The 24,147-nt window shown below is 69.7% G+C and carries 28 protein-coding genes; 12 read left to right on the top strand and 16 right to left on the bottom strand.

From position 1 onward, the window contains the following. Window positions 1-32: 32 nt before the first annotated feature. Window positions 33-1,094, top strand: a complete 1,062-nt coding sequence (gene dapE, locus ASE12_RS07155) for a succinyl-diaminopimelate desuccinylase (protein ID WP_056398766.1) — start codon at window positions 33-35, stop codon at window positions 1,092-1,094. After that, window positions 1,091-1,828: a TIGR00730 family Rossman fold protein gene (locus ASE12_RS07150; protein ID WP_235508862.1), complete on the top strand. Its 738-nt coding sequence runs from the start codon at window positions 1,091-1,093 to the stop codon at window positions 1,826-1,828. Before dapE ends, ASE12_RS07150 begins: the two co-directional genes overlap by 4 nt. Window positions 1,829-1,901: 73 nt before the next feature. On the opposite strand, the gene ASE12_RS07145 is transcribed toward ASE12_RS07150, so the two are convergent. From ASE12_RS07145 to folP, 4 genes are all read right to left on the bottom strand, one after another. Continuing rightward, window positions 1,902-3,101, bottom strand: a complete 1,200-nt coding sequence (locus tag ASE12_RS07145) for an ABC transporter permease (protein ID WP_056398762.1) — start codon at window positions 3,099-3,101, stop codon at window positions 1,902-1,904. A 76-nt stretch (window positions 3,102-3,177) separates the two neighbouring features. Further along, window positions 3,178-3,876, bottom strand: a complete 699-nt coding sequence (locus tag ASE12_RS07140) for an ABC transporter ATP-binding protein (protein WP_056398759.1) — start codon at window positions 3,874-3,876, stop codon at window positions 3,178-3,180. Beyond that, on the bottom strand, window positions 3,876-4,892 hold the full coding sequence (locus tag ASE12_RS07135) for an efflux RND transporter periplasmic adaptor subunit (protein ID WP_056398756.1): 1,017 nt from the start codon (window positions 4,890-4,892) through the stop codon (window positions 3,876-3,878). The genes ASE12_RS07140 and ASE12_RS07135 overlap by 1 nt, the downstream gene beginning before the upstream one ends. A 138-nt stretch (window positions 4,893-5,030) precedes the next feature. After that, entirely contained in the window at window positions 5,031-5,843 is an 813-nt protein-coding gene (gene folP, locus ASE12_RS07130; RefSeq protein ID WP_056398750.1) for a dihydropteroate synthase, read from the bottom strand. A gap of 76 nt (window positions 5,844-5,919) precedes the next feature. Between folP and ASE12_RS07125 the strand changes: the two genes are divergently transcribed. Continuing rightward, entirely contained in the window at window positions 5,920-6,486 is a 567-nt protein-coding gene (locus ASE12_RS07125; RefSeq protein ID WP_304439347.1) for a DNA-3-methyladenine glycosylase I, read from the top strand. Between the two features lie 45 nt (window positions 6,487-6,531). Further along, complete coding sequence (locus ASE12_RS07120) at window positions 6,532-7,125, top strand: hypothetical protein (RefSeq protein WP_157412841.1); 594 nt, start codon at window positions 6,532-6,534, stop codon at window positions 7,123-7,125. Here the strand turns inward: ASE12_RS07120 and ASE12_RS07115 are convergent. Then, on the bottom strand, window positions 7,122-7,922 hold the full coding sequence (locus ASE12_RS07115; RefSeq protein ID WP_056398742.1) for an enoyl-CoA hydratase-related protein: 801 nt from the start codon (window positions 7,920-7,922) through the stop codon (window positions 7,122-7,124). The two genes, ASE12_RS07120 and ASE12_RS07115, sit on opposite strands and share 4 nt — an antisense overlap. Before the next feature lie 108 nt (window positions 7,923-8,030). On the opposite strand from ASE12_RS07115, the gene ASE12_RS19720 reads away from it, so the two are divergent. From ASE12_RS19720 to ASE12_RS07105, 3 genes are read left to right on the top strand one after another with little or no spacing between them, the layout of a single operon-like run. Then, entirely contained in the window at window positions 8,031-8,192 is a 162-nt protein-coding gene (locus tag ASE12_RS19720; RefSeq protein WP_082530405.1) for a DUF3117 domain-containing protein, read from the top strand. Next, the gene (locus ASE12_RS07110; RefSeq protein ID WP_056398740.1) at window positions 8,192-8,554 is read left to right on the top strand and encodes a hypothetical protein; all 363 of its coding nucleotides are present in this window, start codon (window positions 8,192-8,194) and stop codon (window positions 8,552-8,554) included. The genes ASE12_RS19720 and ASE12_RS07110 overlap by 1 nt, the downstream gene beginning before the upstream one ends. Window positions 8,555-8,563: 9 nt before the next feature. Further along, a complete protein-coding gene (locus tag ASE12_RS07105) occupies window positions 8,564-9,070 on the top strand; it encodes a hypothetical protein (RefSeq protein WP_157412840.1) in 507 nt (168 codons plus the stop codon). Here the strand turns inward: ASE12_RS07105 and ASE12_RS07100 are convergent. Further along, window positions 9,067-9,723: an O-methyltransferase gene (locus ASE12_RS07100; RefSeq protein ID WP_235508861.1), complete on the bottom strand. Its 657-nt coding sequence runs from the start codon at window positions 9,721-9,723 to the stop codon at window positions 9,067-9,069. The genes ASE12_RS07105 and ASE12_RS07100 overlap by 4 nt on opposite strands. A gap of 122 nt (window positions 9,724-9,845) precedes the next feature. On the opposite strand from ASE12_RS07100, the gene sigE reads away from it, so the two are divergent. Continuing rightward, window positions 9,846-10,412 carry an RNA polymerase sigma factor SigE gene (gene sigE, locus ASE12_RS07095; RefSeq protein ID WP_056398736.1) on the top strand — a complete coding sequence of 189 codons (567 nt, stop codon included), beginning with the start codon at window positions 9,846-9,848 and terminating at the stop codon, window positions 10,410-10,412. Next, window positions 10,412-11,254: an anti-sigma factor gene (locus ASE12_RS07090; protein WP_056398733.1), complete on the top strand. Its 843-nt coding sequence runs from the start codon at window positions 10,412-10,414 to the stop codon at window positions 11,252-11,254. Before sigE ends, ASE12_RS07090 begins: the two co-directional genes overlap by 1 nt. Before the next feature lie 79 nt (window positions 11,255-11,333). Here ASE12_RS07090 and ASE12_RS07085 read toward each other — a convergent pair whose 3' ends face one another. Genes ASE12_RS07085 through ASE12_RS07070 form a run of 4 tightly spaced genes read right to left on the bottom strand, consistent with a single transcriptional unit; the run spans window position 11,334 to window position 14,123 of the window. Beyond that, a complete protein-coding gene (locus ASE12_RS07085; RefSeq protein WP_056398730.1) occupies window positions 11,334-11,651 on the bottom strand; it encodes a sec-independent translocase in 318 nt (105 codons plus the stop codon). Window positions 11,652-11,660: 9 nt separating this feature from the next. After that, a complete protein-coding gene (locus ASE12_RS07080; RefSeq protein WP_056398727.1) occupies window positions 11,661-12,800 on the bottom strand; it encodes an Mrp/NBP35 family ATP-binding protein in 1,140 nt (379 codons plus the stop codon). Between the two features lie 58 nt (window positions 12,801-12,858). Continuing rightward, window positions 12,859-13,794: a TIGR01777 family oxidoreductase gene (locus tag ASE12_RS07075; RefSeq protein WP_056398724.1), complete on the bottom strand. Its 936-nt coding sequence runs from the start codon at window positions 13,792-13,794 to the stop codon at window positions 12,859-12,861. A 59-nt stretch (window positions 13,795-13,853) separates the two neighbouring features. Then, window positions 13,854-14,123 carry a Fe-S cluster assembly protein HesB gene (locus tag ASE12_RS07070; RefSeq protein ID WP_235508965.1) on the bottom strand — a complete coding sequence of 90 codons (270 nt, stop codon included), beginning with the start codon at window positions 14,121-14,123 and terminating at the stop codon, window positions 13,854-13,856. 102 nt (window positions 14,124-14,225) lie between these two features. Between ASE12_RS07070 and ASE12_RS07065 the strand changes: the two genes are divergently transcribed. Further along, a complete protein-coding gene (locus ASE12_RS07065) occupies window positions 14,226-15,908 on the top strand; it encodes an ABC-F family ATP-binding cassette domain-containing protein (RefSeq protein WP_056398720.1) in 1,683 nt (560 codons plus the stop codon). Window positions 15,909-15,968: 60 nt separating this feature from the next. Further along, the gene (locus ASE12_RS07060) at window positions 15,969-16,418 is read left to right on the top strand and encodes a hypothetical protein (RefSeq protein ID WP_056398717.1); all 450 of its coding nucleotides are present in this window, start codon (window positions 15,969-15,971) and stop codon (window positions 16,416-16,418) included. A 6-nt stretch (window positions 16,419-16,424) separates the two neighbouring features. Here the strand turns inward: ASE12_RS07060 and ASE12_RS07055 are convergent, their stop codons facing one another. From ASE12_RS07055 to ASE12_RS07030, 6 genes are read right to left on the bottom strand one after another with little or no spacing between them, the layout of a single operon-like run. Beyond that, a complete protein-coding gene (locus ASE12_RS07055; RefSeq protein WP_056398713.1) occupies window positions 16,425-16,925 on the bottom strand; it encodes a DUF1003 domain-containing protein in 501 nt (166 codons plus the stop codon). Further along, on the bottom strand, window positions 16,918-18,198 hold the full coding sequence (locus ASE12_RS07050; RefSeq protein ID WP_056398711.1) for a magnesium transporter MgtE N-terminal domain-containing protein: 1,281 nt from the start codon (window positions 18,196-18,198) through the stop codon (window positions 16,918-16,920). Before ASE12_RS07050 ends, ASE12_RS07055 begins: the two co-directional genes overlap by 8 nt. Window positions 18,199-18,257: 59 nt before the next feature. After that, window positions 18,258-18,680, bottom strand: a complete 423-nt coding sequence (locus ASE12_RS07045) for a DUF1810 domain-containing protein (protein WP_056398707.1) — start codon at window positions 18,678-18,680, stop codon at window positions 18,258-18,260. Continuing rightward, entirely contained in the window at window positions 18,677-21,037 is a 2,361-nt protein-coding gene (locus ASE12_RS07040) for an FdhF/YdeP family oxidoreductase (protein ID WP_056398703.1), read from the bottom strand. Before ASE12_RS07040 ends, ASE12_RS07045 begins: the two co-directional genes overlap by 4 nt. 47 nt (window positions 21,038-21,084) lie before the next feature. Continuing rightward, the gene (locus tag ASE12_RS07035; protein ID WP_056398700.1) at window positions 21,085-21,522 is read right to left on the bottom strand and encodes a hypothetical protein; all 438 of its coding nucleotides are present in this window, start codon (window positions 21,520-21,522) and stop codon (window positions 21,085-21,087) included. 5 nt (window positions 21,523-21,527) lie between these two features. Continuing rightward, window positions 21,528-22,583: an alpha/beta hydrolase gene (locus ASE12_RS07030; RefSeq protein ID WP_056398698.1), complete on the bottom strand. Its 1,056-nt coding sequence runs from the start codon at window positions 22,581-22,583 to the stop codon at window positions 21,528-21,530. A gap of 156 nt (window positions 22,584-22,739) precedes the next feature. Here ASE12_RS07030 and ASE12_RS07025 point away from each other — a divergent pair, with 156 nt between their 5' ends. After that, on the top strand, window positions 22,740-24,095 hold the full coding sequence (locus tag ASE12_RS07025; RefSeq protein ID WP_235508860.1) for a wax ester/triacylglycerol synthase family O-acyltransferase: 1,356 nt from the start codon (window positions 22,740-22,742) through the stop codon (window positions 24,093-24,095). Window positions 24,096-24,147: the final 52 nt, after the last annotated feature.

The following is a 24,147-nucleotide window of genomic DNA, read 5'->3' as shown; positions in this document are numbered from 1 at the left end:
GGCGGTGCGGTGCCCCGTGGTGGAATGAACCCGTGCCCGCACTCGACCTGAACGCCGACGTCGTCAGCCTCACCGCCGCGCTCGTAGACATCCCGTCCGAGAGCCTCGACGAGGAGGTCATCGCCGACGCGGTCGAGGCGGCGTTGCGGCAGCTGTCGCACCTCGAGGTCGTCCGTGACGGCCACACGATCGTCGCTCGTACGTCACTCGGCCGTCCCGAACGCGTCGTGATCGCGGGGCACCTTGACACGGTGCCAGCCAACGGCAACCTGCCGTCACGGCTGGAGGGCGGGATCCTCCACGGCCTGGGCACCTGCGACATGAAGGGCGGTGTGGCGATCGCCCTGCTGATGGCCGCCCGCGTGCCCGAGCCGGTCCGCGACGTGACCTACGTGTTCTACGACGGTGAGGAGATCGCCGCGGAGCACAACGGCCTCGGCCGCCTCGCCCGCGAGCGGCCCGAGCTCCTCGCCGGCGACTTCGCGATCCTCATGGAGCCCTCCAACGCCGGCGTCGAGGCCGGCTGCCAGGGCACGATGCGAGCCGACATCCGTACGACCGGCGAGCGAGCCCACACGGCTCGTGCGTGGATGGGCAGCAACGCGATCCACGCACTGGCCCCGGTGCTCGACGGCCTCAACGCGTACGTGCCCCGCACCGTCGAGATCGACGGTCTGACGTACCGCGAAGGTCTCAACGCCGTGGCGATCAGCGGCGGCGTGTCCGGCAACGTCGTCCCCGACGAGGCCGTCGTGACGGTCAACTACCGCTTCGCACCGGACCGCAGCGAGGAGCAGGCGCACCAGCACCTGCAGGAGACGTTCGAGGGGTTCGGCCTGACGATCACCGACTCGGCCCCTGGAGCGCTGCCCGGCCTGTCACACCCCGCGGCGGCGGCGTTCGTCGCGGCCGTCGGCGGCGAGGTGCACCCGAAGTTCGGCTGGACCGACGTCGCGCAGTTCACGCTCCTGGGCATCCCCGCGGTCAACTACGGACCCGGTGACCCGACGTACGCCCACAAGGCCGACGAGCACGTACCCGTCGAGCACCTCCACCGGGTGCATGACCGACTCGAGAAATGGTTGACCGCATGACGACTGACAAGCCCCGGCCCGACCATCGCAAGGGTCCCGTGCGCCTGCGGGGTTCGCAGCGACCCACGAGCACGACGGACCAGAGGCTGCTCGACTCCCGTGGGCCGAGCGACTGGGTCCACACCGACCCCTGGCGGGTGCTGCGCATCCAGTCGGAGTTCGTCGAGGGCTTCGGCGCGCTCGCCGAGCTGGGTCCGGCGGTCAGCATCTTCGGCTCGGCGCGCACCAAGCCCGACGACCCGATGTACGAGGCGGGCCGGCAGATCGCCGCGAAGCTGTGCGGCGAGGGCTATGCCGTCATCACCGGCGGCGGCCCCGGCGCGATGGAGGCGGCCAACCGCGGCGCCAGCGAGTGCGGCGGGGTGTCGGTCGGGCTCGGCATCGAGCTGCCGCACGAGCAGGGCATGAACGAGTGGGTCGACCTCGGCATCAACTTCCGCTACTTCTTCGTGCGCAAGACGATGTTCGTCAAGTACGCCCAGGGCTACGTCGTCCTGCCCGGCGGCTTCGGCACGATGGACGAGCTGTTCGAGGCCCTGACCCTGGTGCAGACCCAGAAGATCACGTCGTTCCCGATCGTGCTCTTCGGCACCGAGTACTGGGGCGGGCTGATCGACTGGCTCCGCACGACGATGCTGACCGACGGCAAGATCGGCCAGCCCGACATCGACATGCTGCACCTCACCGACGACGTCGACGAGGCCGTCGCCTGGTTCGTCGCCAAGGACAGCTAGCCACACCCCGCGATGTGTGGTTGCAGGCGTCAAACCGCCCGGGTAGCGCCTCCAGCTTCACACATCGCGGCGGCTAGAACCGGATGGCGTCGATGATCTTGACGCGCACCGCGATGAGGGCGGGAAGCAGTCCGGCGAGGCTGCCGACGACGAGCGACACGACCAGGCCCAGCACCGCCGCCGAGATCGGGAACGGCGGGATGTCGGTCACGTTGGTGATGACGTGATCGGCGATCACCGGGCTGTTGACGATGCCGACCGCAGCGACGACGCCGACGAGCCCGGCCACGAACGTCGCCACGACGCTCTCCATCATGACCGAGAAGAACACCCGTGAGGTGGTCGCGCCGAAGCTGCGGCGGATGCCGATCTCGCGCACCCGCTGCTTGATCGTGACCAGGGCGATGTTGAGCAGGCTCATGGCGCCCAGCAGCAGGATCAGGGCGCTGATGCCGCCCACGACGTACTTGAACGTCTTGAACGACTCGCCGCGATCCGACGAGTCCTGGCGGTTGACCTGAACCTGGAGACCGGGGAGCTGCGACTTGAACTCCTTGACGACCGCCTTGCTCAACGGCTTCGCACCCTTGGGTGGCACCCACATCTGGAAGTTGACGTCGTACATCTGCTGGCTGGCCCCGAACCACCGGTCGTACGCGTCGAAGAGGATGTAGGCCGTCGGCTGGCCGGTCTGGTCGTCCTTGCGCACCTGGCCGATGATCGTCGCCGTGATCGGTGTCTCGCCGCCGAACGTCACGGTGGCCGGCAGCGAGTCGGGGCCGAGCCGCAGCGCCTTCATGAGCCGGGCGTCGACCACCACGGCGGGACTGAGGTTCTGCGCGTCCTTGGCGTCCAGCCACCTGCCCTGCACCGGCACGATGCGCCGCAGGTCGGCGTACGCCACGTCGACGGCGCGCAGCGAGACGTGCCGCGACCCGGTGGGCGCGGCCACCGAGGCGTCGGACTCGCCGATCGCCGAGTGGTAGGTGATGTCGAAGTCGTCCATGACCTTGCTGAACACGCGCCGGGACTCGGCGGGCGGCGGCGGTTCGCCGTTCTCGTTGCTGTAGGCGAAGAGCCCGTACGTCGTGGGGCGGCCGCCCTCGCGCTCGGCCTGCTCGACGAGGGCCTGCTTGGCGATGCTGCTGACCGCGACGGCACAGGTCAGGGCGCAGACCGCGACACCGACGCCGATCAGCGAGAGCAGCACGCGGAGCCGGTGGATGCGGAGCTCCTGCCACGCCTCCGCGATCGCCGCGGCGAGTCCGGTCATGCCGGCACCACCAAGAAGAGCMCACGATACGGCGGCACCGGCATGAGTGCCTGAATGATTCCCTCGCTGCGCTCGGTCATGCCGCCACGTCGACGAGGCTGTGCAGCCGGCCGCCCTCGAGGCGGAACCTCTGACGGGCCATCGCGGCGACGGCGACGTCGTGGGTGATCGTGATGAGCGCCGCCCCGGTCTCGTGCGTGATGCCGTCGAGCAGGCTCATGACCTCGGCGCCGGTCTCCAGGTCGAGCGCTCCCGTGGGCTCGTCGGCCAACACGATCTTGGGGCCTCGGACGATGGCCCGGGCGATGGCGACGCGCTGCTGCTCGCCGCCCGAGAGGCTCTCGGGCATCGAGTCGACCCGCCCGCCCAGTCCCACGCGCTCCAGCATCGTCCCGGCGATCTCGCGGCGCTTCCAGAACACGCTGCCGGGTGCGTACATCAGCGGCGCTGCGACGTTCTCGAGCGCCGTTCGGCCGGGCAGCAGGTTGAACTGCTGGAACACGAACCCGACGTCGCGGCCGCGGATGTGTGCGGCGGCGCGTGCCCGCAGCGTGCGGGTGTCGTGTCCGGCCCACGCGAGCGTGCCGGTCGTCGGACGGTCGAGCAGGCCCAGCAGGTTGAGGAGGGTCGACTTGCCGGTGCCGGAGCGCCCGATGATGCCGATGTGGTCGCCGGTCGAGACCGTGAGGTCGACGCCCGTGAGGATGTGCAGGTCGGTGTCGTCGGGCAGCTTGACGGTCCGCGTGACGTCGGTGAGTCGCAGCAGCTCGGACATCAGCCGACTCCCTGCCCCATGTCTGCGGAGACCTCGTCGGGTGATGCGCCCGGGACGAACTCGAGGATCTCCTCGCCCTCCTTGAGACCCTTGCGGATCTCGACGTTCTGCCCGTCGCTGAGCCCGAGGCGCACGCGGCGCGCGGTCGGCTCGCCGTTCGTGACGACCCAGACCGTGCCGCTGCCGACCAGGCCGCGGACCGCGGTGATCGGCACGACCAGGACGTCCTCGGCGCGCCCGGCGTTGATCGACATCGACATGGTCAGTCCGTCGAAGACGCGTACGTCCTCGGGCACGCGGCACGTGATGCTGGCACCTCCACCACCGTCACCACCCTCGCCCTCAGGTCCGGCGAAGTCGTCGGGGTTGGGCTGTCCGTCGTCGGTCGCACCGCCACCGCTGTCCGTCGTCTCGGTCGTCGGATCACCGATCGTGAGGTCGCCGCACTTGAAGGGCTTGGGGCCGCCCGTGATCGTGACCCGCGCGGACCGGGGCATGTGGAGCAGGCGGTACTGGTCGACCGGCTTGATCGAGCCGGCCGCGCGATAGGTGTCGAGCCGCACCGTCGCCACGGCGTCGCCCTTGGCAACCGGGTCGTCGAGCTCCTTCGCGTACGAGGCGATGCGGCCCGCCTTGGTCGCGAGGACGTTGTAGTAGTGGACCTGGGGCTTCGCCTCGTCCTCGTCGTCGCCGGTCGGTTCCTCGGTCTCCTCGGACTTGATCTGGAAGATCGGCTCGCCGACCTTGACCTTGGCGCCGACCGGGAGGAAGAAGTGGTTGACGACGCCGTCGTGGTCGGCCTTGGCGGTAACCGGGGCGTCGACCTCGATCGTGCCGCGCAGCGTGAGGGTGTTCTCGATCGTGCCGCGGCTCACCCCGGCGTTGCTGACCGGGATCTTGCCGGTCGGCGTCAGGCCGCTGCGGGGCGGCTCGGGATCGTCGTTGCCGAAGGCCATGACCGCCAGGCTGACGGCGATCGTGGCGAAGATCGCCACCCAGGCCACGGGCAGCACCACTTTGCGAAAGACTCTCACCGTTGTCGTTTCCTCGCTGTCGATGCAGGCCGATCAGCCTCCGGAACCTGCATCGTACGTGGTTCGTGACACCCATGACTCGAACTGGTGGAACGTGTTCCGTGTCGCCGGTCGGCAGGGTCAGGCGAGGCCCCGCCGGGCGACTGCCGGCGGGCGGTCGCCGCGGATCGAGGCGACCACGTCGAGGACCTGTCGCGTCTCGGCCACGTTGTGGGCGCGGAACACCCGTGCACCCAGCCACGCCGAGACCGCCGTGGCGGCGAGCGTGCCGGGCAGGCGGTGGTCCTTGTCGACGTCCAGCGTCTCGCCGATGAAGTCCTTGTTGGACACCGCCACCAGCACCGGCCATCCCGTCGCGACGAGCTCGTCGAGCCTGCGGGTGAGCTCGAGGCTGTGCCGGGTGTTCTTGCCGAAGTCGTGCGTGGGGTCGATCAGGATCCCGTCCGGGCGCACGCCGGCGTCGAGCGCACGCTCGGCCAGGGTCGTGACGGTCGAGATGACGTCGGCGACCACGTCGTCGTACGCCGAGCGGTGCGGGTCGGTGCGGGGGCCGATGCCGCCGGTGTGGCTGCACACCAGTCCGGCGCCGTGCTGCGCGGCGACCGCGGCGAGCTCGGGATCGTGGCCCGACCAGGTGTCGTTGACCAGGTCGGCGCCGAGGCCGCACAGCTCGTCGGCGACCTCGCTGCGCCACGTGTCGACGCTGATCACGAGGTCGGGGAAGCGCGACCGCGCCTCAGCCACGAAGTCGGCCGTGCGGCGGAGCTCCTCCTCGGCGTCGACATCGGGCCCATAGCCGGCGCGTACGCCTCCGACGTCGACGAGGTCGGCGCCGTCGCGCACGGCCTCGCCCAGACGTACGAGCGCGGGCTCGAGGTCGAACGTCGAGCCGTTGTCGTAGAACGAGTCGGGCGTGCGGTTGATGATCGCCATCAGTGCGTGCTCGCCGGGCCCGAACGTCCTCGTGCCCAGTCGCAGAGTGTCGGGGGCGGGTGGCAGAGTCACACTCGTGAGCGTAACGACCGATGCCGACCTCGTCGTGCGATGCCCGTGGGGCAATGATCCGGCGATGATCGCCTATCACGACGACGAGTGGGGCCGTGAGCTGCGCGGCGACCGCGAGCTGTTCGAACGTCTCTCGCTCGAGGCGTTCCAGTCCGGCCTGTCGTGGGCGATCATCCTGCGCAAGCGCGACAACTTCCGCGCGGCGTTCGCAGGCTTCGACCCCGAGGCTGTCGCCGCGTTCGGAGATGCCGATGTCGCCCGGCTGCTCGACGACGCCGGCATCGTGCGCAACCGGCTCAAGATCGAGGCCACCATCAGCAACGCCCGCACGCTGGTCGAGCTCGACGAGTCGTTCAGCGACCTGCTGTGGTCGTTCGCGCCGCCGCCGGCACCCGCGCCCACGTCCTACGCCGACGTGCCGGCCACCACCCTCGAGTCGATCGCGATGGCCAAGGCGCTCAAGCGCAAGGGCTTCCGGTTCTTCGGTCCCACCACGGCCTACGCGCTGATGCAGGCCACGGGCATGGTCAACGACCACCTCGCAGACTGTGTTGCCCGCACGCGTCCCTAGGCGTGCCTCCCCGATTTCGACGGCCTGGCGGCTTACCATCCGGACATGGCCTCATCGCGGAAAAACCCCCGGTCCCGCAGGGCGGTCGGCGCTGCCGCGCTGCTGATCTCGGCTGCCCTCGTGGCAGCTGCCGGCATCGTGGTGTCGACCGTGCCGGTGCTCATCGCGGCGACCGTCTATGCCGTCGTGACGGGCGCCTTGTCGGCCCGACTGCTCGCCAACGAGCTCGCCGACCGCCGTCGCGCATGGGCCCTCGAGCGTGCGGTCATCGTCGACGACAACCGCCGCGCTGCCGTGTCCCGGTCGCGTGAGCACATCGAGTTCGCCAACCAGATGGGCTCACGGCTCAGGCTGCGCGACGCCCAGCTCGCAGAGCTCCGCGACTCGCTGGTGACCTACGAGATCGACCTCGCCAAGGCGCGCGAACGCCTGTCGGAGGAACGCGCCCGCGTCGAGGCGCTCGAGGCCGACGCCACCTCGGCGAAGTCCGACCTCGAGTCGGCCAAGCTCGACCTCGCTCGTGCGCTCGACGCCCTCGCCGAGAGCGAGAGTGCCGAGCTGGACGCCCGGGCCCAGGTCCTGGCCTGGGAGGAAGCAGCGTCGGAGCAGGAGCGCCGACAGCACGACCGCTCCGCCTAGCGGCCGGTGAAGGTCGGCTTCTCCTTGGCGAGGAACGCCTGCACGGCGGCCACGTGATCCGCCGACGCTCCGGTCAGAGCCATCTTCTGGCCCTCGTGCTCGAGTGACGCCGGCAGGTCGTGGGTCGCCGAGAACGCCAGCGAGCGCTTGATCGCGCCGAGGGCCAGGGTCGGTCCGTCCGCGAGGGAGCGGGCGAGCGCAGCCACCTCGCCGTCGAACTCCTCGTCGTCGATGACCTTGGTGACCAGGCCCAGGGCGTACGCCTCGTCGGCCGGGATCGTCCGCGGCTGCATCAGCAGCTCGGTCGCCTTGCCGAACCCGACGAGCCGGGGGAGCGTCCACGACGATCCGGTGTCGCACGAGAGCGCGATGCCGGCGAACGCCAGGTTGAAGCCGGCTGAACGACGTACGAGCCGGAAGTCCGCGGCGAACGCCAGTGACGCGCCGGCGCCGGCGGCGACGCCGTTGACGGCGGCGATGACCGGCTTGGGCATCGTCGCGATCGCGGTGACCGTGGGGTTGTAGTGCTCGGCGACCGTGGTGCCCAGCGAGGCGTTGGCATCCTGCAGGTCGGCGACGTGCTCCTTGAGGTCCTGGCCGACGCAGAACGCCCGTCCCGTGCCGGTCAGGACGACGCAGCGCACGTCGCTGTCGGCTGCCGCGGCGTGCAGCGAATCGCGGAGCGCGACCTTGGTGGCGAGTGTCAGGCTGTTCATCCCTTCGGGCCGGTTGAGCGTCACCGTGCCCACGCCGTCGGCCACCTCGTAGGTGACAGGTGGTGCGCTGGGGTCGGTCATCTGAGCCTCCTGGTGGTACTGCGGTCGAACGTCCTCCGGCCATAGGCGATAATAGGAGGCACGCTTCCTGCCGTAGCGGTGGGAGCTCCAAGATCGAGAGGGGAACTGATGGCCGCCATGAAGCCACGGACCGGAGACGGCCCGATGGAGGTCACCAAGGAAGGGCGCTGCATCGTCATGCGCGTCCCGCTCGAGGGCGGCGGACGTCTCGTCGTCGAGCTCAACAACGAGGAAGCAGCCACGTTGGGCGACCAGCTCAAAGCCGTCTGATGTACGGGCTGACCGTTCGCTGGTCACTGGCCGACGCACCCAAGGGCACGCTCAAGGCCCTGCGAAGCTACGTCGAGGACGAGTCCTTCGCGAAGTTCGCGGCCCTCGACGGCCTGCGCTTCAAGACCTGGCGCGCCCGCAAGGGTGAGTGGTTCGAGGGCAGCTACGTCTTCGTGTCCGACGCGGCGCGGTCGGCCTTCCAGGAGTCGTTCGAGAAGGCCGCCGCCGACTCCGCCGGGTCCAAGATCATCGGCAGCGCACCGATCACGATCGAGCCCTACGAGGTGGTCGCGGTCGTACGCGGCCCCGCCGGCTTCCGCTCGTCAGCCAGCTTCGAGCACGACAAGCGCGACGACGACTGAGGCGCGTCGGTGGAACCCCAGACAGGTGACCCCCGGCCTCCGTTGCGCGAGGTGCGCTTCACGACGAAGCGTGACGCGAAGGCAGCAAGGTCGGCCGGCCTGGAGACATCCTTGGGCGGCCTCGTCGTCGCGGCACTGCCGATCTTCGTCTCGATGCCGTGGTGGGCAAATCCTCTGGTCGTCCTGGGCGGTGTCCTGATGCTGGCCTTCGCCGCTCACCTGCGGTGGACCGAGCCGGAGAGCGCCGCCGACACCGCACGTCTCGAGAGTGAGGGCGTCGCGGTGCGGGCGCAGATCGCGGACGTGGAGGACCTGCCTGACGTGGGCGTCCTGCACCGCATCGCACTCCACATACGCACTGACGGACTCGGCCCGTTCGAGGTCACCCACGTGTGCTCCAACACGGCGTGCCAGGACGCGGTCGCTCGGCACCGGCGGGGCCAGCCGGCTTCGCTAGCGGTGCTCGTGTCCCCGGAGGCCGGGGAGTGGATGGTCTCGCACCGACGCGCTGGCTAGGTGAGCAGCTGCGCGGCCAGCAGGCCGTCGCCGAGCGGCAGCAGCACGCTGCGGAGCCGCTCGTCGTTGCGGACCCGCTGCACGACGTCGCGGATCGCGGACGTCTCGGGGTCCCGCTGCGCGGGGTCGGCGACCCGGTCGTGCCACAGGGCGTTGTCGAACACGATGATGCCGCCGGGACGGACGAGCCGCATGGCCTGGTCGAGGTACTCGCCGTACTCGACCTTGTCGCCGTCGAGGAAGACGACGTCGTAGCCTGCATCGGTCAGCCGCGGCATGACGTCGAGGCCGGCGCCGGCGATCAGCCGGAAGCGTTGCGGGGCGTAGCCGGCCTCGGTGAACGTCTCGCGGGCGAGCCGCTGGTGCTCCGCCTCGAGGTCGACCGAGGTCAGGACGCCGTCAGGCTGCATGCCGCGCAGGAGCCACAGCCCGGACACGCCGGTGCCCGTCCCGATCTCGGCGACCGACTTGGCCTGCACCACCGAGGCGAGGAACGACAGCGCTGCACCGCCTCCGGGGCCGACCGGGATGACTCCGACGTCGTCCGACCGGCGCCGCGCAGCGACGAGGTGGTCGTCCTCGCTCAGGAAGTCCTCGGCGTACGCCAGGCTGGCTGCGGTGGTGATGGTCGGCTCCTCGGTCGTGGTGGTCAAGGTCAGACTATCCGCGTGAGCGCCGTTGGCTGCGGAGGCTCAACCATGTGATGCGTCGGGAATCTGGGGAACAGTCAGGCTTTTCCATGCGTTCTCTCAGGTACGGGGTGTTCGATCAATTCATGAAGGTAGACGACGTGACCACGGCAACGCTCAACTGGGACGACATCGTCGCGGAGCACTCCGCGCGGGTCTACAGGCTTGCCTACCGCCTGACCGGCAACCGCCAGGACGCCGAGGACCTGACGCAGGACGTCTTCATCCGGGTGTTCAAGTCGCTCGACACCTACGAGCCGGGCAACTTCCCGGGCTGGCTGCACCGCATCACGACCAACCTCTTCCTCGACCGCGTGCGCCGCAAGTCGCGCCTGCGCATGGACGGCTTCTACGAGGGTGCGGAGGAGAAGCTCCTGAGCTCTGAGGTGCTGCCCGAGTCAGCGGTCCACGACGCCAACTTCGACCCCGACATCGAGCTGGCCCTCGCGTCGTTGTCCGACGAGTTCCGCGTCGCGGTCGTGCTGTGCGACATCGAGGGCCTGTCCTACGAGGAGATCTCTGACGTGCTGGGCGTGAAGCTCGGCACCGTCCGTTCCCGCATCCACCGTGGTCGCACCCAGCTGCGCGAGACCCTGGCGCACCGTGCACCCCGCAAGGGCCGGACCCGATTCGTGGGCCCGGTCGGGATCTGATGGCTCATCTGGGTGCCGACGTCGCGGCGTTCGTGGACGGACAGCTGTCCGACACCGCGACGCGCGAGGCGCTCACCCACCTGCAGTCGTGCGATGACTGCGCCAAGGCCGTACGTCAGCAGCGCCTGCTGAAGTCCCGCATGTCGACCGTCGCGGCCCCTGAACCGCCGCCCGGCCTCCTGGCGTCGCTGTCGAGCCTGGCCGCCGCCCCTCCCGCGAATGACAGCTGGTGGGTCCGCGTGCGCCGCTCGGTCCCCTTCCGCGCCGGCGTCGTCCTGGTCAGCGCCTCGGTGGCGGTCGTCATGACCGCGTACGCCGTGGGTGGCGGCGACCAGCGCATCGGCGACGAGGTCGCTCCGCCGTTCAACCAGTACGCCGCCGACTTCTACGGCTCGACCGCGGTGCCGGCCGGTCACGTCATCGAGGACGCGACCATGACCGAGCTCGACGGCTCCGGCTGGCCGTGCCTCACGACGCTCGCCGGCGACATGCACCGGGTCTCCGGATCCTTCGCCGACCATGAAGAGGTCGTGGCCCTGAGCTACTCCAACGGCAGTCGCAAGCTCAACCTGTTCGAGCAGAACGGGTCGCTCGACCGCGACAGCCTCAACGACTTCGAGCAGACCCAGATGGGCGGCTCCGAGGTCTGGGTCCGCGAGGGGGAGCCGATGCTCGTGACGTGGGACGACGACGGCGTCGTCTACACGATCGTGACCGACGCGGACCGCCGCCGGGTCGAGCAGGCGGTGTCCCAGCTGCCGCGCGGCTCGCGCGACGAGACGCCGACAGAGCGCGTACGTGACGGGCTCGACCGCATGACCGCCTGGCTCGACGCCGCCTAGCCACGGAGATCTGGATTCGCGTGCACCACGCAGGTGATCGGCGTGGTGCACCAGGATCCAAATCTCGGGGACCCAGCGGCTAGGTCGACTCGGAGTCGAACGGCGGGGTCTCGCCGGGCCGCAGGATCCGCTGCTCCTTGGTCGGAGACGGTGTCGTGTCGTCGCCGAGGAAGTTCTTGCGCACGATCTCGCGGGGGTCGAGGTCGCGGAGGTTGAGGTCGGAGAAGTCCTCGCCCATCTCGCGGCCCAGGTCGTTCTTGGCGTTCTCGGCCATCTGGCGGAGCGTACGCACGAAGCCACCGGCCTGCTTGGCGATCTCGGGCAGTTTGTCGGGGCCGAACACGAGCAGGGCCACGACGAGGATGACGCCGATCTCGGGCAGCCCCATGCCGAACATGTGCGGCGCCTACAGCCTTCCGGCAGGGGCGAGACCCAGCTGCATGCCGGCCAGGCCGCGGGAACGCCCGCTCAGCTGGTCGGCAGCGCCCTGGAGCACCTTGGCGGCCTCGGAATCGGGGTCGGTCTCGACGATCGGGTCGCCGGCGTCGCCACCTTCGCGAAGGGTCTGGTCGAGCGGCACCTGGCCGAGCATCGGCACGTCGTAGCCGAACCGGCCGCTGAGCGTCTCGGCGACCTTGGCGGCGCCGCCGGACCCGAAGATCTCCATGCGCTCACCGCCGGGGACCTGGAGGTAGGACATGTTCTCGATGACGCCGACGACGCGCTGGTGCATCATCGAGGCCATCGTGCCGGCGCGCTCGGCCACGTCGGCGGCAGCGGGCTGCGGTGTCGTGACGACGACGACCTCGGCGTTGGGCAGGTGCTGGCCGAGGCTGATCGCCACGTCGCCCGTGCCCGGGGGCAGGTCGAGCAGCAGGGCGTCGAGGTCGCCCCAGTAGACGTCGCTGAGCATCTGCACGAGAGCGCGGTCGAGCATCGGCCCGCGCCAGGCGACGACCTGGTCCTTGCGGGGCTTGAGCATGCCGATGCTGATGACCTTCATGCCCTTGACCGGGACCGGCATGATCATGTCCTCGACCTGGGTCGGCTTGAGGTCGCCGACGCCGAGCATGTCGGGGATCGAATGTCCGTAGATGTCGGCGTCGATGATGCCGACCTTGAGGCCGCGCTTGGCCATCGCGAGCGCGAGGTTGACCGTGACGGTGGACTTGCCGACGCCGCCCTTGCCCGATGCGATCGCGAAGACCTTGGTCAGCGATCCCGGCTGGGCGAACGGGATCTCCTTCTCGGTGCGTCCGCCGCGGAGCAGCTCCTGCATGCTCTTGCGCTGCTCGTCGGTCATGACGCCCATGTCGACGACGACCGCGTGCGCGGGCGCGACGGTGGCGATCGCGGCGGTGATGTCGCGGTTGAGCGTGTCCTTGAGGGGGCAGCCTGAGACGGTCAGCAGGAGCCGTACGGTGATCTGCGATTCCTCGATCGTGATGCCGTCGACCATCCCGAGCTCGGTGATGGGTCGCTTGATCTCAGGGTCGTTGACCTTGCTGAGGGCTTCACGGACTTGCTCTTCGGTGACCACTGCCATGCCTCCATCGTACGGGGGCGGTCCTGCGGGAACGGCTGAGTGTGACCTAATCAGCCCGTCAGCCCAGTGCGACGGGCAGCAGGCCGCGGGGCGTGCGCCCGGCGATCTCGTCGAGGGCGAGGGTCAGCGAGGGGTACGCGAAGTCGAAGCCGGACTCACGAAGCACCCGGGAGTCGATCCAGCGGCTCTTGAGGACGAGCTCCGGCTCCGTGCGGATGACGCGTGCGCCGGCCTCGAGGGCCCAGGCCGGCAGCGGCACGCCCCGACGGCGACCGAGCGCCTCGCGGACGTGCCCCATCATCTCGGCGTTCGTCACGACGTCGGGAGCCGCGACGTTGACCGGGCCGATGACGTCGGGGTGCTCGAAGGCGTACGTGATGGCGGCGACGACGTCGTCGACATGGACCCAGCTGAACTTCTGGTCCCCGTCACCCATCGGCCCGCCGAAGCCCATCCGGGCGAGGTTGATGAACGGGTTGAGGGCTCCGCCGCCGGCTCCGAGGACGATCGACATCCGCAGCGCGACCTTGCGTACGGGAGTCGGCGCCGAGAACCGCTCGTGCTCCCACGCGCGGGCGACGGCGACCGAGAACCCGGTGCCGAGCTCGCTGGTCACCTCGTCCATCGGCCGGTCGCGGGCGTCGCGATAGATCGTGCCGGTGCTCGAGTTGACCCACAGCTGCGGTGGCCGGGCGGTGGTCGCCAGGGCGCGGCCGAGCGCGGCTGTGGTCTCGGTGCGCGACGCGAAGATCGCGTCCGCGTTGCGCTTGGTGTAGCGGCAGCTCACCGAGCGGCCCGCGAAGTTGACCAGCAGGTCCGCGCCGTCGAGGACGGCGGTCAGGCTCGCGGGATCGTCCCACGTCGCGTCGCTGGTCGCGCTGCGGCCGATCGTCCGTACGTCGACCCCGCGGTCGACCAGGGTGCGGACGAGGTGTTGGCCGATGTAGCCGGAGGCGCCGGCGACGACGGCGGTCTGCAGGTCTGAGTGGCTCATGCGCCCACCCTAGACCGTTATTTGAACATGTTCAATTCCGCTCCGGGGTGGGTGCCAGATCAGCCCTGCTCGCCGACGGCGAACTGCACCGAGCCGTCAGCGCCGACCTGCGCGTCGAGCACCTTGTCATCCAGCACGGCGGCCGCGCCGGCGTCGAGGAAGACCCGGGCGCCGTTCTCCTCGACGACCTGGTCACCGGGCTGGGACTCCGCGGTGGGGGTCAGGGTGAGCGCCTCGTCGGCGCCTTGGCTGATCCGGAGACCGGCCTGTTCCTCGGTCACGTTCTGTTCGACGATCTTCTGGACCACATCTGCTGCGGCATCGGTCATCGTGAGCACGTGCTTCTCCCGTTCAGTAGGTGATTGGGTGAATCACCCACTCTTGCTCGCGCGAGGTGCCGCTTCAAGTCGGAGGGCTGCGAGGATGTGGGGGTGGGACACCTCGACCTCAACTCCATCAGCTTCACGCTGTCCGACGGCCGACCCCTGCTCGACGAGGTCAGCCTGAGGGTCGGCGAGGGCATGAAGGTCGCCCTGATCGGCCCCAACGGCAGTGGCAAGACGACCCTGACCCGCATCGCGACGGGCGACCTCGAACCGCACGAGGGTGCCGTCACGATCTCCGGCGGTCTCGGCGTGATGCGGCAGTTCGTCGGCTCGGTGCGGGACGAGTCGACGGTCCGCGACCTGCTGGTCTCCGTCGCACCGCCAGCCGTCCGCAAGGCGGCAGCGGAGGTGGACCGCATGGAGCTGCTCATGATGGAGCACGACGACGAGCGCACCCAGATGACGTACGCGCAGGCGCTCGTCGACTGGGGTGACGCCGGTGGTTACGAGCACGAGGCGATGTGGGACATGTGCACGGTCTCGGCTCTCGGGGTGCCGTTCCAGAAGGCGCAGTGGCGTCAGGTCACGACCCTGTCGGGTGGCGAGCAGAAGCGGCTCGTGCTCGAGGCGCTGCTGCGCGGGCCCGAGCAGGTGCTGCTGCTCGACGAGCCGGACAACTACCTCGACGTGCCGGCCAAGCGCTGGCTCGAGAACGAGCTCGTCGAGTCGCCCAAGACCGTGCTGTTCGTGAGCCACGACCGTGAGCTCATCGAGCGGGTCGCCCAACGCATCGCGACGCTGGAGCCCGGCGCGGCCGGCAGCTCGCTGTGGGTGCACCCGGGACGCTTCTCGACGTACCTGCAGGCGCGCATCGACCGCAACGCCAAGCTCGAGGAGCGGCGGCTGCGCTGGGACGAGGAACGCGCCAAGCTCAAGGCGCTCGTCGTGATGTACCGGGCCAAGGCGGCCTACAACGCCGACATGGCCTCACGGCTGCAGGCGGCGGTGACGCGGCTCGAGCGGTTCGAGCGCGAAGGACCGCCCGAGGCCGTCCCGATCGCCCAGAACCTGCGGATGCGGCTCGACGGCGGGCGTACGGCCAAGCGTGCCGTGGTCGCGGAGCAGGTCGAGCTGACCGGGCTGATGAAGCCGTTCGACCTGGAGATCTGGTTCGGCGAGCGCGTCGCGGTGCTCGGCAGCAACGGCTCGGGCAAGTCGCACTTCCTGCGCCTGCTCGCGGGCGGCGGCTCCCGGCCCGACATCGAGCACGAGCCGGTCGGCGACGTCATCCCGCCGCCGGTCGACCACACCGGCATGGCCAGGCTGGGCTCGCGCGTACGCCCCGGCTGGTTCGCGCAGACCCACGAGCACCCCTCGCTGCTCGGCCGTACGCTCCTGGAGATCCTGCACCACGGTGACGGGCACCGTAAGGGCATGGGCCACGAGGGAGCGGCCAAGGCGCTCGACCGCTACGGGCTCGCCAAGGCCGGCGACCAGGTCTTCGAGCAGCTCTCGGGCGGTCAACAGGCGCGATTCCAGATCCTGCTGCTCGAGCTGTCGAATGCGACGCTCCTGTTGCTCGACGAGCCGACCGACAACCTCGACCTGCACTCGGCCGAGGCACTCGAGCAGGCGTTGTCGACGTTCGAGGGCACCGTCGTCGCGGTGACCCACGACCGCTGGTTCGCGCGAGGCTTCGACCGGTTCCTGGTGTTCGGCGCCGACGGTCGGGTCTACGAGTCCGACGAACCGGTCTGGGACGAGACGCGTGTCGCCCGCAACCGGTGAAACCGTCCGCAGGGTGGCGGGACTCGGGCATGATGATCGCAACGAGCGAGAGGTGACGTCGTGGTGTTCGGCGCGGGTCTGTCCGAGATCCTGATCCTGCTGGCGCTGGCGGGGATCGCGGTCCTGATCCTGCTGCCCGGCAGCGGTTCGACGTACGACGTGGCCGACGAGACGATCGTCCGCGGCGTCTCGCTGGAGACCGCCGACCAGGTGCTGTTCCGCGAGCTCAGCGAGGTTCGCGGGATGACGCTCGTCGAGGCCCACGCGGGCAGCTACACGCTCCAGCGCGAGTCCCGCCCCGGCTGGGCGTACGTCGTGGCGATCTTCCTGTTCCCCCTCGGTCTGGTGTTCCTGCTGATGAAGCAGGAGCAGCGGATCCAGGTCAGCCTCTCGGCCCATGAGTCGGGCTGCCGCCTGCGGGTCGTCGGAAGGGCGCGTCGTCGCGACATCGACCATGTCGCGTCGTGCATCAGCCGGGTGCTGCCCGTGCCGTCGCTGTTCACCTACTGACGCGGGTCAGTCCTTGGACTCGTCCTCGGCGTCGCGCTCGTCGAGGTCGGCCATCAGACCGCGCAGCTCGCCACGGATGAAGTCGCGGGTGGCCACCTCGCCGAGTCCGAGCCGCAGGCTGGCGACCTCGCGGGCGAGGAACTCCATGTCGGCGTTGGCCTGTGCGGTGGCGTCGCGGTCCTGCTCCTGCGTGACGCGGTCGCGGGCCTCCTGACGGTTCTGGGCGAGCAGGATCAGCGGCGCGGCGTAGGACGCCTGCAGCGACAGGATCAGCGTCAGGAAGATGAACGGGTAGTCGTCCCAGCGGTGCCGGTCGGGCCCGTAGGGCATGTTCCAGCCGATCCAGACCACGACGAAGACCGTCATCCACGCGATGAACGTGGCGGTGCCGAGGAAGCGGGCGGTCGACTCCGCGAACCGGCCGAAGCGCTCCGGGTCGGGCTCGCGGCGGGAGCGGAACGAACGGCGTACGGAACGCGGCTGGTCGAGGCGGGCGCGGTCAGCCATGCGTGACCACCTCCGAGCCCGCCCCGGGATCAGGCTGAGCGTCGTCCTGTTCTCGCCAGCCCTCAGGCAGCAGGTGGTCGAGCACGTCGTCGATGGTCACCGCCCCGAGCAGGTGGAAGTTCTCGTCGACGACCGGCAGCGCGACCATGTTGTAGGCGGCGAGCAGGTTGGCCACGTGCTCGAGAGACGCCTCGGGGCGCGGCCAGTCGATGTCGTTGTCGACGATCGCGCTGACCAGCGTGGACGGCGGCTCGCGCAGCAGAGCCTGGAAGTGCACGATGCCGAGGAACTTGCCGGTCGGCGTCTCGAGCGGCGGCCGGCACACGTAGACCATCGACGCGAGCGCCGGGATCAGGTCGGGGTTGCGGATGCGGGCCAGGGCGTCGGCGATCGTCGCGTCAGGCGGCAGCACGACGGGCTCGGTGGTCATCATGCCGCCGGCGGTGCGCTCCTCGTAGGTCAGCAGCCGGCGTACGTCCTCGGCGTCGTCGGGCTCCATCAGCGTCAGCAGCGCCTCGGCGGTGGCCGGAGGCAGCTCGCCGAGGAGGTCGGCGGCGTCGTCGGGGTCCATCTCTGTGAGCACGTCCGAGGCACGCTCGGGATCGAGCACGCCGAGGATCTCGACCTGGTCCTTCTCGGGCAGCTCCTCGAGCACGTCGGCGAGGCGCTCGTCGTCGAGCTCGGTGACGACCTCCATCCGGCGCTTGGGCGCCAGGTCGCGCAAGGCGTTGGCGAGGTCGGCCGCCCGCATCTCGTCCATCGTGGCGAGCAGGTGGGTCGCGCCCTGGCCGGCCTCCTCGGTGGTGAGGCCCTTGACCTGGTCCCACTCGAGCACCTGGTGCGGACCGCGGCGGCCGAACCGCTTGCCGCCGCCCTGGACGGCGACGTCGCTGACGTACCAGTCGCGGCGGGGATCCTGCTCCATCGCGAGGTCGTAGACCGTGCCCGACGAGCCGTCAGGCAGCGTCACCGTGCGGTCGAACAGCTCGTGGATCGCGAGGGTCTCGGTGCGGCGCTGCACGAACTTGCGGACGTTGAGGACGCCTGTCGTGATGATCTGGCCCGAGTCGAGCGACGTCACGCGGGTGATCGGCAGGAACACCCGGCGCCGGCCGAGCACCTCGACGACCAGACCCAGCACGCGAGGACGCTGGCGCGCGGAGCGTACGGCGACGACGACGTCGCGGAGCTTGCCGACCTGGTCGCCCGCGGGGTCGAAGACCGCCTGGCCCACGATGCGGGACAGGAAGATGCGTCCGGGCGTTGCGCTCACGCTCGAACTCTACCGTCGAGCCCTGCCCCGATCGTGGGACGTCAGCATGGCGGAGCGGTTCAGAGCAGGCGGAGCGTCGCGGGGTCGAGCTCGCCGCCGAAGTGCGTGGCCAGCAGCGCGTCGACCGCGGGGCCCTGCGGTCCGGCCTGGGCGAACAGCGTCAGCGAGGAGTGCAGCTTCTGCGCGTCGACCGGGCCGAGCACGTCGGTCATCGAGACCTCGCCCAGGGACACCAACGCCTCGCAGCACTCGTCGTAGCGCGGGCCGAGCACGGGGTGGCTGCCGTACGCCCGTGCCTCGTCGACGCCCGAGAGGGCGTATCGCACCGCCGTCTCGCTGCGGCCCAGCCCGGCGACCTGCGGGAAGACGAACCACATCCAGTGGCTCGTCTTGCGGCCGGCGCGCAGCTCGGCGAGCGCGCGGTCGTACGTGCCGCCGCCCTGCGCGTCGACGAACCGCTGGAGGTCGTAGGGGTCGGTCACGAGAGGTGCCGGGGCTGGCGGTCGGTCTTGTGCGAGTCGTCGGCGCCCACGTCGTCCTGCGCGGCACCCGCGTTGGCCTCGTCCTGGGTGGGGTGCGGCTCGAGGCGCACCATGACGGACTTGGACGTCGGCTGGTTGCTGCCGGTCGCCGTCGAGTCGAGCGGCACCAGAGGATTGGTCTCGGGGTAGTAGGCCGCCGCTGATCCGCGGGGCGTGTCGTACGAGACGATGCGGAACCGCTTGGCGACCCGCTTGACGTCGTCACCGTCCCAGCGCGAGACCAGGTCGACGAGATCGCCGTCGGCGAAGCCCTGCGCCGCGATGTCGTCGGGATGGACGAACACCACGCGGCGGCCGTCCTCGATGCCGCGATAGCGGTCGCTCAGGCCGTAGATCGTGGTGTTGAACTGGTCGTGGCTGCGCAGGGTCTGGAGCACCAGGTGCCCGTCCGGGACGTGCAGCAGCTCGATCGGCGACGGCACGAACTCGGCCTTGCCGCTCTTGGTGTCGAACGTACGGGAGTCGCGCGGGGGGTGCGGCAGCACGAAGCCGCCGGGGCGGTCGACGTTGTGCGTGTAGGACTCGCAGCCCGGCACGACTCGCGAGATGTGGTGCCGGATGAGGTTGTGGTCGATCGCCATCGCGGACCAGTCGATCCCGTGCCGTCGGCCGACCGTCGCCTCGGCGAGGCCGGCGATGATCGTGACCTCGGAGCGTACGTGCGGGCTGACCGGCGGGAGCACCCCGCGCGACGCGTGCACGGCCGACATCGAGTCCTCGACCGTGACGAACTGCTCGCCCGCCGCCGTCACCAGCTTCTCGGTGCGGCCCATGGTCGGGAGGATCAGGGCGGTGTCACCGCACTCGAGGTGCGAGCGGTTGAGCTTGGTCGACACCTGGACCGTCATGGCGGCACTGCTCAGAGCCTTGGCGGTGACCTCGGTGTCAGGGGCGGCCTGCACGAAGTTGCCGCCGAGGCCCATGAAGAACGTCGCCTTGCCGTCGCGGAGCGCGCGGATGGCGTCGACGGTGTCGAGGCCGTGCTCGCGAGGCGGGTCGAACCCGAACTCGGCCTGCAGGGCGTCGAGGAAGTGGTCGGGGACCCGCTCCCAGATGCCCATCGTGCGGTCGCCCTGCACGTTGGAGTGACCGCGTACGGGACACAGCCCGGCGCCGCGCTTGCCGATGTCGCCGCGGGCCAACGCCAGGTTGGCGACCTCGCGGATCGTCGCGACGGCGTTGCGGTGCTGCGTGAGCCCCATCGCCCAGCAGTAGATCGTGGCGTCCGAGGCCCGGATGAGCTCCGCAGCCTCGGTGATCTGGGCGCGCGTGAGGCCGGTGGCCGACTCGACGACGTCCCAGTCGACGGCGCGTACGTGCTCGGCCCACGCCTCGAATCCGTGGGTGTGGCGGTCGACGAACTCGTGGTCGACGGCGTCCCACTCCAGCAGGAGCGAGCCGATCGCCTGGAACAGGGCGAGGTCGCCGTTGATCTTGATCGGCAGGTGCAGGTCGGCGATGTCGGTGCCCTTGCCCACGACCCCACGAGGCTTCTGCGGGTTGCGGAAGTTGACGAGCCCGGCCTCGCGCAGCGGGTTGATCGCGATGATCTTCGCACCGCGACGCTTGGCGATCTCGAGCGCGGACAGCATGCGCGGGTGGTTGGTGCCCGGGTTCTGACCGGCGATCACGATGCACTCGGCGTCGTAGATGTCGCGCAGGCTGACGCTGCCCTTGCCGATCCCGATCGACTCGGTCAGCGCCGTGCCGCTGGACTCGTGGCACATGTTGGAGCAGTCGGGCATGTTGTTGGTGCCGTACGCGCGGATGAACAGCTGGTAGAGGAAAGCCGCCTCGTTGGACGCCCGGCCCGAGGTGTAGAAGATCGCCTCGTCGGGGGAGGCCAGCGAGTTGAGCTGGTCGCCGATGAGGCGCAATGCCTCCTCCCAGCCGATCTCCTCGTAGTGCGTGCCTCCGGGTCGCTTGACCATGGGGTGCGTGATGCGGCCCTGCTGGCCCAGCCAGTACTCGTCGTGGGCCGACAGGTCGGCGATGCTGTGCCGCGCGAAGAAAGCCGGATCGGCCCGTTCCTTGGTGGCCTCCTCGGCGACCGCCTTGGCACCGTTCTCGCAGAACTCCGCGGTGTGCCGGTTCTCGGGGTCGGGATCCGGCCACGCGCAGCTCATGCAGTCGAAGCCGTCGGCCTGGTTGAGCTTGAGCAGCGTCCTGGCGGTCGTGCGGAGGCCCATGTGCGACAGCGAACGCTGCAGCGACACGCGTACGCCGGTCACTCCCGCTGCAGTGCGCTTGGGGTCGTGGACCTCGAGCTCGTCCTCGTGGATCGTGTTGTCCGCCATGTCGGCTCTCCTCGCCTCTTTGCTTCGCGCTACCCGTATGCGCGGTCTCAACGCGTCAAATGGGGCGACGTGTGCCGGATCGTGGTGGCGATCTGGTCCGGCAGCGATATCTCGTCGGTCGGCACGAGGCGCACCACCACGGACTCGATCGCCCATCGCTCGATCGCGTGGTCGCCGTCAGCGAGGTTGAGGCGGCCGGCCTTGAGGGCGGTCGTGACCGCCTCCCAGTGCTCGGAGCCGGGCGCGACGACCTCGACGGTGGCCTTGACCTCGGCGACCAAGGCCCGCGTCGACTTGCTGCGCAGGCTCAGGATCACGGTCTGGTGCCGTTCGATGTCGGGCAGCGGCTGCTCGGACCCGCCCGCGACGACGCACACGGCGTCGCCGACCCATTCGTGCCACACCGCGCGCGTGTGTCCGGCGTACGAGATCCAGAGCAGTCCGGACTTCTTGGCGAGCTCGGCGACGAGGTCGGTGCGGTTCACACGGTTCAGCGTACGGCTGCGCGGCGGCGGCGCGAGGGCGCTGCGGTTGCCGGTGCGGCGACCGGGGCGGTGCCGGTGGCCTCGCGCTCGGCCAGGGCCTGGACGAACGTACCGATCTCCTCGATCGCCGTGCGCGCCTCGGGAACCCATGAAGCGGCGGCCTGGAACACGTGGACCTGGCGGTCCCACACCTGCAGGTCGCAGGGCACGCCGGCCGAGACGAGGCGGTTGGCCATGAGCTCGGCATCGGCCATCAGCACCTCGTTGGAGCCGATGTGGATCAGCGCGGGCGGCATGTCGGCGAGCGGCATGTTGACCGGGTCGACGCGGTGGCCGGAGATGCCACGACGGGTGTCCATGCGCAGCGACACGTCGGTGAGCTTGGCGACGGCGTTCATCGGGAACGTCTCGCAGCGGTTGGCGTTGCGATGTCCCTTCTTGCCTGCGGGGTCGAAGTCGAGCAGCGGCGAGATCGCGACGACGCCGGCCGGCTGGCCCCACCCCTTGTCCATGACTGCACGGGCGACGCTGAACGCCAGGTAGCCGCCGGCGGAGTCACCGGCGATCGTGATCTCCTCCGGCGCGTAGCCCTGCTCCAGCAGCCACCGGAACCCGTCGACGCCGTCGGCGACCGACTCGGTGATCGGCTCGTACGGCATCTGCCGGTAGCCGACGTTGAGCACGGGCTGCTTGGCGGCGTACGAGATGCGGGAGACAAGGCGGCGGTGCGTGTTGAGCCCGCAGGTGATGAACGCGCCGCCGTGGAAGTAGAGGATCGCGCCGCGGTTGCCGCCGTGGATGTCGGAGACGCCCTTGGCCTGCAGCCACTCGCTGCCGCAGTCGGCGAGGTCGACGGTGCGCCACATCGTGCCCTCGTGCACCGGCAGCAGCCGGGCGACCTGTTCGACCACGTTGGGCGGGAACACGTCGAACGGCAGCCGCGCCCACGCGCCGAGCAGGGGGCGTACGGTGTGGCGCAGCCCGAAGCCGAGAACACGGGACTGGATGCTCGCTCCGCGGAAGAACTGCGGTTGGGCGGCCAGCGACAGATGCGGAGCCATCGGAATCCCTTCAGACTGTGATGCAACAGCGGGTTACCCCGCTGGAGCGGTGAACAGTCGTTAACGAATACTTCACGCAAAGTGACTTGCGCCACATGTGATCGTTAGCGTACTGCCAGTACGTCCAACTTTTCGTGAGGATTGCCGATGTCGTTCATGCCACCCACGGATTCGATGTTCCTGCTGGCGGAGAACCGGGACCATCCGATGCATGTCGGCGGCCTGCAGCTGTTCGTCCCGCCCGAGGGCGCAGGGCCCGAATACGTGCGCGACATGCTCGACGCGTTCCGGCAGACCGACAACATCTCGCCCCTGTTCCGCAAGCGCCCGGGTGAGCCCGTCGGCACGCGCTGGAAGAGCGACGAGACGATCGACTACGACCACCACGTGCGTCACTCGGCCGTGCCCAGCCCCGGGCGGATCCGCGAGCTGCTGCAGCTGACGTCCCGGTGGCACGGCTCATTGCTCGACCGGAGGCGGCCGCTCTGGGAGGCGCACGTCGTCGAAGGCCTGCAGGACGGCCGGATCGCGGTCTACACCAAGGTGCATCACGCGATGGTCGACGGCGTCTCGGCGCTACGGCTGATGCAGCGGTCGCTGAGCGAGGACCCCGACGCGCAGGACTGCCTGCCGCCGTGGGCGCTGCCCGCTCGCAAGCCGTCGGGCGACAAGCGCGGCTTCGACCCGATGGCCCTCGTGCGTACGGGAGCGGGCGCTGCGGGTGACATCGCCGGGCTGCTGCCGGCCGGGCTCAAGATCGCCAACCAGATCATCCGCGAGGGTGACATCACGCTGCCACGGGCACCCAAGACGATCCTCAACGGCTCGATCGGCGGTGCCCGGCGATTCGCCGCCCAGTCGTGGGAGATCGAGCGCATCCAGCGGGTCGCCAAGTCCTCGGCGACGACCCTCAACGATGTCGTGCTCGCGATGGTGTCGGGTGCGCTGCGGGACTACCTGCTCGAGCAGCACGCCCTGCCCGACGAGCCGATGACCGCGATGGTGCCGGTGTCGCTGTCACTGCGGGCCGAGTCGGCCGGCAAGGACACCGGGACCGGCAACGCGACCGGGGCGATCATCGTCAATCTGGCGACGGACCGCGAGCAGGGCGCGACCCGCCTGGAAGAGATCTCGTACTCCTCGCGGCAGGCCAAGAAGATCCTCAGCGACCTCACGCCGACCCAGATCCTGGCGTTCTCGGCACTGCAGATGCTGCCGCTCGCCCTGACGCCGATCCCCGGATTCGTGAAGTACACCAACCCGCCGTTCAACGTCGTCGTCTCCAACGTCCCGGGGCCCAAGAACGACATGTACTTCAACGGCTCGCGGCTCGACGGGATGTATCCGGTGTCGATCGTCACCGACGGCCTCGCGCTCAACATCACGCTGACGAGTCGTGCGGGCTACCTCGACTTCGGCCTCATCGGCTGCCGCCGATCGGTCCCTCACCTGCAGCGACTGCTCACCCACCTCGAGACGGCACTGGCCGAGCTCGAGAAGGCCTGGGGCTGATCGCTGCAGCTCGCTGCAGCGACTGCTCACCCACCTCGAGACGGCACTGGCC

The sequence above is a fragment of the Aeromicrobium sp. Root236 genome (genome assembly GCF_001428805.1).
GTDB lineage: Bacteria > Actinomycetota > Actinomycetes > Propionibacteriales > Nocardioidaceae > Aeromicrobium.
Note: the sequence above shows the minus strand (reverse complement) of the source record. Positions and strands in the feature narration are given on the sequence as shown.

What these genes read in the sequence shown, in the direction of transcription:
- sigE (WP_056398736.1), top strand. Translation starts at nt 9,846, where the DNA reads ATGAAGGTAGACGACGTGACCACGGCAACGCTCAACTGGGACGACATC.
- ASE12_RS07110 (WP_056398740.1), top strand. Translation starts at nt 8,192, where the DNA reads ATGTACGGGCTGACCGTTCGCTGGTCACTGGCCGACGCACCCAAGGGC.
- ASE12_RS07055 (WP_056398713.1), bottom strand. Translation starts at nt 16,925, where the DNA reads ATGGCTGACCGCGCCCGCCTCGACCAGCCGCGTTCCGTACGCCGTTCG.
- ASE12_RS07080 (WP_056398727.1), bottom strand. Translation starts at nt 12,800, where the DNA reads ATGGCAGTGGTCACCGAAGAGCAAGTCCGTGAAGCCCTCAGCAAGGTC.
- ASE12_RS07085 (WP_056398730.1), bottom strand. Translation starts at nt 11,651, where the DNA reads ATGTTCGGCATGGGGCTGCCCGAGATCGGCGTCATCCTCGTCGTGGCC.
- ASE12_RS07115 (WP_056398742.1), bottom strand. Translation starts at nt 7,922, where the DNA reads ATGACCGACCCCAGCGCACCACCTGTCACCTACGAGGTGGCCGACGGC.
- ASE12_RS07075 (WP_056398724.1), bottom strand. Translation starts at nt 13,794, where the DNA reads ATGAGCCACTCAGACCTGCAGACCGCCGTCGTCGCCGGCGCCTCCGGC.
- ASE12_RS07150 (WP_235508862.1), top strand. Translation starts at nt 1,091, where the DNA reads ATGACGACTGACAAGCCCCGGCCCGACCATCGCAAGGGTCCCGTGCGC.
- ASE12_RS07070 (WP_235508965.1), bottom strand. Translation starts at nt 14,123, where the DNA reads ATGACCGATGCCGCAGCAGATGTGGTCCAGAAGATCGTCGAACAGAAC.
- ASE12_RS07090 (WP_056398733.1), top strand. Translation starts at nt 10,412, where the DNA reads ATGGCTCATCTGGGTGCCGACGTCGCGGCGTTCGTGGACGGACAGCTG.
- ASE12_RS19720 (WP_082530405.1), top strand. Translation starts at nt 8,031, where the DNA reads ATGGCCGCCATGAAGCCACGGACCGGAGACGGCCCGATGGAGGTCACC.
- ASE12_RS07040 (WP_056398703.1), bottom strand. Translation starts at nt 21,037, where the DNA reads ATGGCGGACAACACGATCCACGAGGACGAGCTCGAGGTCCACGACCCC.
- ASE12_RS07140 (WP_056398759.1), bottom strand. Translation starts at nt 3,876, where the DNA reads ATGTCCGAGCTGCTGCGACTCACCGACGTCACGCGGACCGTCAAGCTG.
- ASE12_RS07030 (WP_056398698.1), bottom strand. Translation starts at nt 22,583, where the DNA reads ATGGCTCCGCATCTGTCGCTGGCCGCCCAACCGCAGTTCTTCCGCGGA.
- ASE12_RS07120 (WP_157412841.1), top strand. Translation starts at nt 6,532, where the DNA reads ATGGCCTCATCGCGGAAAAACCCCCGGTCCCGCAGGGCGGTCGGCGCT.
- folP (WP_056398750.1), bottom strand. Translation starts at nt 5,843, where the DNA reads ATGGCGATCATCAACCGCACGCCCGACTCGTTCTACGACAACGGCTCG.
- ASE12_RS07025 (WP_235508860.1), top strand. Translation starts at nt 22,740, where the DNA reads ATGCCACCCACGGATTCGATGTTCCTGCTGGCGGAGAACCGGGACCAT.
- ASE12_RS07145 (WP_056398762.1), bottom strand. Translation starts at nt 3,101, where the DNA reads ATGACCGGACTCGCCGCGGCGATCGCGGAGGCGTGGCAGGAGCTCCGC.